Consider the following 7105-nt stretch of genomic DNA (forward strand, 5'->3'; position numbering starts at 1 on the left):
GGCACCCGGGTGCCGTTACGAGGGCATCCTGTGGCCCAGCAGGGCGAGGTTCTCGATGGCGGCGAGGCCGTAGAGGGCGGTGTCGTTGGTGGCCACCCAGGTGGCCTCACTGCCCGGGACGAGGGCGACCGGGCCGGTCACCTGCTCGGTCTTCCAGGGGGCGGACTCCTTGTAGCCGTCGGAGTTGTAGAACTTGTCCCACGCGCGCGCGGCGAGTTTCGCGTCACCGGTCTTCACGGCCGCGTACGCGTCGAGCCGCGAGTGGCCCTGGAAGAGGAGCAGGGTGCCGAAGTTGGACCCGTAGCGGGCCGCCTGTTCGGCCTTGGTGGCGTTGAAGTAGCGGCAGTAGTCGAAGTACGCCTCGTTGAACTTCGGCATGTCGACCAGGTCGATGAGTTCGGCGCACAGTTCGTTGAGTCCGAAGACCGCGGAAAGGTGCGAGACGCCCACGACACGCGCCGCGGCGACGGCGAACTTCCCGGTGTCGAGGTCGTACAGTCCGCTGCCCTGCACGAAGCCGTTGGGCTGGGCGGCGATGGTCTCCATCGTCGAGAGCACGCGGGCCTTGGCCTTCTCCCACTTGGGGCCCTTGCGCTCCCACTCGGTGAGCCAGGCCGACACGAGGCCGCTCCAGTCGGTGCCGAAGCCGATCGACAGGGCGTGCCGGTCGGGTGTGTACGGCTCGGTGCGGATCTTGCGCAGCGGGTCCAGGGCGAGGAACGTCTCGTCGGAGTCGACGTTGGCGTGCATGAGGTCGCCGACGCGTTCGTCACCGGTGAGGAAGTAGTAGTAGCGCCGGTAGGTGGTGTTGGCGATGCGCTGCTGCTTGGCGCTGTCGGCGTAGTGCTGGACGCCGTGCCGGGTGCCGAGGCCGGCCCACTGTCCGAGGTGGTAGACGTCGACCTCGCCGGTGTGGCGGGTCATCGCCTCCGCGAAGCGGAAGATGTCGGCGCGGCCGGAGCGCAGGTACGCGAACCAGAGCCAGAGGTCGGGCGACAGTTCGGAGTTGTCCCAGGCGTAGCCGCCGACGTCGTACCGCCACTGGTGCCGGGCGGTGTCGTAGGTGTGCATGATGTCGCCGTAGTCCCAGAAGCCGTACCAGCGGCGCTGCTCCACCTGGTCCTTGTAGTAGGTGAAGAGGAAGTCGAGGTGGTCCTCGATCTTGGCCTTGGCAGGGGTGGAGCGGTCCGGCTCGGAGTAGAGGCCGGGGCCGAAGACCTGGGCCTTGATGAGCTGCTTGGGCGGCGCGGCGAGCTGCGGCAGCACCCGCACGGCTTCGACCTGCTCGGCGAGCTTCTCGGCGGTCGGGGTCGACTCGTTGGCCCAGAAGAGGAGTTCGGAGGTGCGGGCGATGCCGTAGGGGGTGCCGAAGCCGGGTTCGTAGTCCTCGTAGGTGATGTTGAGGCCTTCGAGCTGTTCGGCGAAGGTGTCCTGGCCCATGCCGTCGTGGTAGAAGCGCAGGTCCATGGGCTGGGCCTCGGGCGACCAGAGCCAGAGGGTGACCTCGGCCTCGTCGGTCTGGGCGTCGCGGATGTCGAGCTGGGCGGGGTGTTTCTCCCAGAAGTCCCGCAGGCCGAAGGAGAGTCCGCCGCTGGCCCCGCCGACGTAACCGAACCCGGAGGCGCGCTTGCCGCCGCCGGCGCCGATCCAGCCGTGGCCCTTCTTCGTGCGCTTGCGGAGGGTGAAGCCGTCGGCGGAGAGCTGGGAGAGGGTGTAGTCGCCCCACTCGGGGATGTACTGGAGGCGGGTGGTGACGCGCTGGTCCCAGGTCGAGGGGTCGGGCAGCTTCTCCCCCGCGAACTGGGCCGCCTGGACGGCCGCTCCGGGGTCGCGCCGCAGTCCGGTGATGCCCTTGACGGCCTCGCGCAGCAGCCCGGCGCCGTCGCCGCCGATCCGGATGTGCCGGTCGTACGAGGCGTCCCGCATCGGCACGCTGAAGCGGACCCCGATGCCGCGGATGAAGTCGCCGCTGGCCTTGCCGGGTTCCTGGGTGCCGTCGTACGTGATGGTGTGGACCATCCTGAACGAGTCGGCGCCGGCGTAGAAGTAGAGGCGGATCGAGAAGGGAAGCCAACTGCGGCTGCCCTTGCGGTGCTTGCCGTCGATGCGGACAACCGCCCTTACGGGGCCGTCCTGTTCGACCTCGACCTTGCTGATGGCGCTGTCGAAGCGCTCGAACTTGGTGGCGCCCTGGTCCTCGTCCTCGATCTCGGGCTGGCGGATGAGGACGAGTCGCCCGTTCTTCGCGATCTCGGTGGAGCCTCGGGTCACCGACTTGACCAGTGTGGAGCCGGACTTGGCGATGCGGGCGGTGATGACGCCGGTCGAGACGGTGATGGTGCCGCCGCTCTTGTCGACGCTGATCTTCGCGGCGGGTGCCTCGGGTGTCCCGGCGGTGAGCGAGAGCTTGCCGTTGCCCGAACTGACCGCGTGCGCGGTCCACTTGAGGGAGCCGTCGGGCCAGTAGGCGAGCGGCCACGACTGTACGGGGACGGACTTGCCGTCGGCGTCAGTGAGCGCGAAGGTCTGGGTCGCGTCATAGGTGCCCTTCGGCCAGGGCACGCCGACCGTGGAGCCGGGGGCGGCACCGAGGCCGCCGTCCTCCAGCCAGTCCAGGGTCACCGGGTCGGTGGCGGCCTCGGCGGCTCTGGGCGCGGCCTGGGCGTCCTTCGCTCCCAGGGCCCAGCTGAACTGGGCGGCGGCTCCGGCGACTGCGGCGGCCTTGAGAAGGGACCTGCGGGGGATGGGAGACATGAGGGACCAGCCTTTCCTTTCCGTGCGGATGCAGGGGGGCAGGGGCATGACGGAGAGAGGTACGGCGCCCGGGGGCGCCGACCTTGTGCGAGGGCGACGCCCGTCAGCGGCGCCGGTACCGCTCCTCGACGGCGACGGACGCCGCCGCGACAGCGCCGAGGACGGGAGCCGCCAGTGGCGGAAGGAACCCTGCGGAGAGAGCCACGACGGCCAGCCCGCAGACGACCAGGAAGGAACCGGCGGGATCGCGTACGGTCCGGCGTCCGGCGTCCGCGAGCAGCGCCCGCCAGGGGGCGCCCGGCGTCCAGACGGCCGTCGCGCGCAGCAGGGCCACGGCGAGCGTGATCAGCGCGAAGATGCCGACAGCCCCGACGAACCGGCCGCCGGGAATCCCGGCCCGCGCGGCCAGGACGTCCACCCAGACCGCGGCGGCCACCGCCCAGCCGGCGAGCCCTACGAGCCATCCGCCGCGCACGGCGGCCCGGAAGTCGGCGACGAACTCCCGCCAGCCGCCGCCCACATGGGTCGTGCGGCGCCGAAGATGCCGGGCGCCGGCGGCGAAGGCGGCAGGGTAGGTGACAACTCCGAGACAGGCCACGGCGATCCACACGCCGGTGAGCAGACACTCGGCGAAGACCGCGAAGCGCTCGCCGAACACCGACTCCTTGCGCGCCTTGCGCGGGGAGCGTTCCTTCACGCGTGCTTGGGCCATGGTGGCCGCCTCAGCCCTTCAGTCCGGAGGTCGCCATACCGTCGATGAGGTAGCGCTGGAAGGCCATGAAGAAGGCGACGACCGGCACCAGCGCCACCAGCGACATGGCGATCATGCTGCCGTAGTTGGAGATGCCCTCCTGGTCGCGGAACATCATCAGGCCGAGCGAAACGGTGTACTTGGAGGGGGTGTTGAGGTAGATCAACGGCCCCATGAAGTCGTTCCACGCGTTGATGAAGGTGAAGATGGCGCTGGTGATGATGGCCGGGCGGCTCAGCGGCAGCACGATCGACCAGTAGGTCCGCAGATGCCCGCAGCCGTCGAGCTTGGCGGCCTCGTCCAGCTCACGCGGCAGCCCGCGCATGAACTGCACCATCAGGAAGACGAAGAACGCCTCCGTGGCGAGGAACTTGCCCGCGACGAGCGGCACGAGCGTGTCGATGTAGCCGAGGTTGCGGAACAGTACGTATTGCGGGATGAGCAGCACGTGGTACGGCAGCAGCAGTGTGCCGATCATCAGCGTGAACAGCAGGTTCCGCCCGGCGAAGCGGATCTTGGCGAAGGCGTACGCGGTCAGCGAGCTGGAGATCACCACGCCGACCACGGCCAGGCCCGCGTACATCAGCGAGTTGCTGAAGAAGCTGCCGATGGAGATGCCGGAGATGCCGTCGGCGAGCCCGGAGAAGTTCGCCCAGACCGGCTTCGTCGGCAGCAGGTCGAGGCTGGCGATGATGTCCTTGCTCGGCTTGAACGAGGCGCCGAGCACCCAGATCACCGGGTAGAGAACGACCGCGAGCACCAGGATCGCGCCCACGTGCCAGGCGAGGGATCCGAAGCGCCGCCGCTCGCTGGCGGTGCTCACAACAGGGCTGGTTGCGCTGGTCACTTGGCGGCCTCCTCGTAGTGCACCCACTTCTTCTGCGACCAGAACAGGACCGCCGTGACGAGTGCCACCGCGATCACCAGCGTCCAGGCCATCGCGGAGGCGAAGCCCATCTGGGCCTCCTTGAAGCCCTTCTGGTAGAGGTAGCAGGTGTAGACGAGGGTGGCGTCGGCGGGCCCGCACCTGGTGTCGGAGACGACATAGGCGGAGCCGAACACCTGGAACGCGTGGATCGACTCCAGCAGCACGTTGAAGAACAGCACCGGGGAGATCATCGGCAGTGTGATGTTCCAGAACCGCCGGAAGGGGCCGGCGCCGTCCATCTCGGCGGCCTCGTACAGCTCCTGCGGCACCTGCTTGAGGCCGGCCAGGAAGATGACCATCGGCGCGCCGAACTGCCAGATACTCAGCGCCACCAGGGCGTACAGGACGTAGTCCGGGTTGCCGATCCAGCCGCCGACGTCGAGCCCGAAGACCTTCTGCGTACGGTCCACGACGGCGTCGTCGGAGAACAGCGCCCGCCAGACGAAGCCCACGGAGACGCTGGCACCGATGAGCGACGGCATGTAGAACGCGGCCCGGTACAGGGACTGTCCGCGCCGGTTCTGCGCGAGCAGCAGGGCCACTCCGAGGGCGAGGAGCAGCTTCAGCGGTGTGGCCACGACGACGTACTTCAGCGTGACCTCGACCGACTTCTGCCAGCGCGGGTCCTGGAACATCGTCGTGAAGTTGTCCAGCCCCACCCACTTGGGCGGCGTGAACAGGTTGTAGCTGGTGAACGCGTAGTACAGCGACGCGATCATCGGCCCCGCCGTGAGCAGCAGGAACCCCGCGATCCACGGCGACATGAAGAGATAGCCGGCGAGGTTCTCGCGGCGCCGCCCGCGCCGCCCGGCGACAGGAGCGGCGGACCGCTTCTGCGCCGGACGCGCGGGCGCTTCCTTGACGAGCGTCATGGTGGTATTTCCCCTTAGCCCGCGAACGCGGCCTTGGCCTCGCTGAACAGCGCCTTCGCCGCGTCGGCCGGCTTGGTCTTGCCCTGGGCGACCTCACCGCCGATACGCAGGAAGGCCGCCTCGACGACGTCCGCGCCGGACGGGTGCGGGGTGATCTTCCCGAGCACGCCGGCCTTGGCGACCTCGTCCTCGTAGGCCGAGACGCCCTTGTTGTTGGGGTCGGTCGGCTTGAAGGCGTCGTACTGCTCGGTCGTGGCGAGGATGCCGCGGTCGTAGCCCATGATCTTGCCGACCTCGGGGTCGTGGACCATGAAGCTGATGAACTGGGCGACTTCCTTGGGGTGCTTCGTCCCGGAGAAGCCGCTGAGCATCAGCGAACCGAGGTACTGGCCGGTGTCCTTGCCGTCCGTGGTGGGGATCGGCGCGAGCCCGTAGTCGGACTCCCCCTCGCCCTCGTAACGGATGGAGAAGTTGTCCCAGGTGAATTCGGACGCGGCGAGCCCCGCCGAAAGACCGGACTTCGGCTTGGCCTGCTCGATCTTCTTGGGGTCGGCGACAAGACCGGACTTCACGCGCTTGTAGCCGTCCTCCCACCATTGCGTGACGTCGTCCTCGGTGAAGCCGAGCCCGGTGTCGGTGAAGAAGGCCTTGCCGTTCTGGCGCAGGTACAGGTCGTAGAGGTACATGATGGCGAAGTAACCGGTGTCACCGGAGATCTTCAGCTTGTCCTGGATCTTCTGCAGAGCTGCGAAGTACTCGTCCCAGGTCCAGCCGAACTTCGCTTCGACGCCCGCCTTCTCGAAGGCCTTGAGGTCGATGACGAGCGCCATGGTGTTGGCGCCGACGGGAATGCCGATCTGCTTGCCGTCGACCTGACCGTTCGCCAGAACACCGTTGCGGAAGTTCTCCAGGCTCAGATTCCCGGCGTCCGCCTGCGTCTTGAGATCCAGCAGAACGCCTCGCTTGTCGTACTTGCGCAGGAAGCCGACCGCATTCTGGAAAACGTCCGGCGGATTACCGCCGGAGGCCTGGGTCTGGAACTTCTCCCAGTACGCCTCATAGTCGGTGAATTCGGGCTTGATCTTAATCTTCGGGTACTTCTTCTCGAAGAGCGCGATCGTCTTCTTGATGGCGATGGTGCGCGGTTCGCCGCCCCACCACGCATAACGGAGCGTCACATTCCCGTCCCCGGCGCCGCTGTCACCGCCGCACCCGGTCGTCGCCGCCAGCCCCAGCGCGGCCGCCGAGGCTCCGGCCGCCTTCAGGATCGTTCGCCTCTCAACATTCCCAATTTCAGGCACAGTCAGGCCCTCCCCGCGACGTCGTTGGCGCCAGCGTGAATCGTTTCAAGTAAGCGCTTGCTGGCACAAGCTACGGAGGGGCTCGGAGTGCGTCAATGATTCGGACAGGATTTTTCTGTGAGCGGGCCGGGCGGGGACGGCACGCAAGTCGACTCGGGCCCCTGACACGGGGGATGACGTCGCAGGTGAGGCGCCCGGGGTCGACTGGTCGAACATCGGAGGGTCGCCGGTGTTTATTTGGGACGGGGCCGAAATGCGCCTACCGGATGGTGAGTTGACGTCGACCGGAGGGGGCGCTCACGGAGTGGCGACGTCGGACCGGCGGGAACGTGAGGCCATCCGCCGAAGGGCTCGAGGCAGGCCTGTCAGGTCACCCGGCACGACCCCGGGAAGGGCTCGAAAGGGCCCCTGGGGACGCGCGGGGCGGAACCGTGGAGGGGGTCCGCGCGGGAGGAGGGGGCGGGCGGGGTTTCAGAGGCGTGACCCAACGACAAGTGCG

5 protein-coding genes are annotated in these 7105 nt (G+C 68.0%); all 5 read right to left on the reverse strand.

What is annotated here, in order from left to right:
* Window positions 1–15: 15 nt before the first annotated feature.
* Window positions 16–2754 carry an exo-rhamnogalacturonan lyase family protein gene (locus tag STRTUCAR8_RS42230; RefSeq protein WP_006382555.1) on the reverse strand — a complete coding sequence of 913 codons (2739 nt, stop codon included), beginning with the start codon at window positions 2752–2754 and terminating at the stop codon, window positions 16–18.
* A 103-nt stretch (window positions 2755–2857) separates the two neighbouring features.
* The gene (locus STRTUCAR8_RS42235; protein ID WP_006382558.1) at window positions 2858–3466 is read right to left on the reverse strand and encodes a hypothetical protein; all 609 of its coding nucleotides are present in this window, start codon (window positions 3464–3466) and stop codon (window positions 2858–2860) included.
* 10 nt (window positions 3467–3476) lie between these two features.
* Window positions 3477–4352, reverse strand: a complete 876-nt coding sequence (locus STRTUCAR8_RS42240) for a carbohydrate ABC transporter permease (RefSeq protein WP_006382556.1) — start codon at window positions 4350–4352, stop codon at window positions 3477–3479.
* Window positions 4349–5305, reverse strand: a complete 957-nt coding sequence (locus STRTUCAR8_RS42245; protein ID WP_006382554.1) for a carbohydrate ABC transporter permease — start codon at window positions 5303–5305, stop codon at window positions 4349–4351. The genes STRTUCAR8_RS42240 and STRTUCAR8_RS42245 overlap by 4 nt, the downstream gene beginning before the upstream one ends.
* A 14-nt stretch (window positions 5306–5319) precedes the next feature.
* Window positions 5320–6606 (reverse strand): ABC transporter substrate-binding protein, encoded by a 1287-nt coding sequence (locus tag STRTUCAR8_RS42250; protein WP_006382553.1) that lies wholly within the window; start codon window positions 6604–6606, stop codon window positions 5320–5322.
* Window positions 6607–7105: the final 499 nt, after the last annotated feature.

It is taken from the genome of Streptomyces turgidiscabies Car8, from assembly GCF_000331005.1.
In the GTDB taxonomy this organism is placed as follows: Bacteria; Actinomycetota; Actinomycetes; order Streptomycetales; family Streptomycetaceae; genus Streptomyces; species Streptomyces turgidiscabies.

Excerpts from the sequence above, each read along its gene's own strand:
- STRTUCAR8_RS42235 (WP_006382558.1), bottom strand. The coding sequence starts at position 3,466 with ATGGCCCAAGCACGCGTGAAGGAACGCTCCCCGCGCAAGGCGCGCAAG.
- STRTUCAR8_RS42230 (WP_006382555.1), bottom strand. The coding sequence starts at position 2,754 with ATGTCTCCCATCCCCCGCAGGTCCCTTCTCAAGGCCGCCGCAGTCGCC.
- STRTUCAR8_RS42245 (WP_006382554.1), bottom strand. The coding sequence starts at position 5,305 with ATGACGCTCGTCAAGGAAGCGCCCGCGCGTCCGGCGCAGAAGCGGTCC.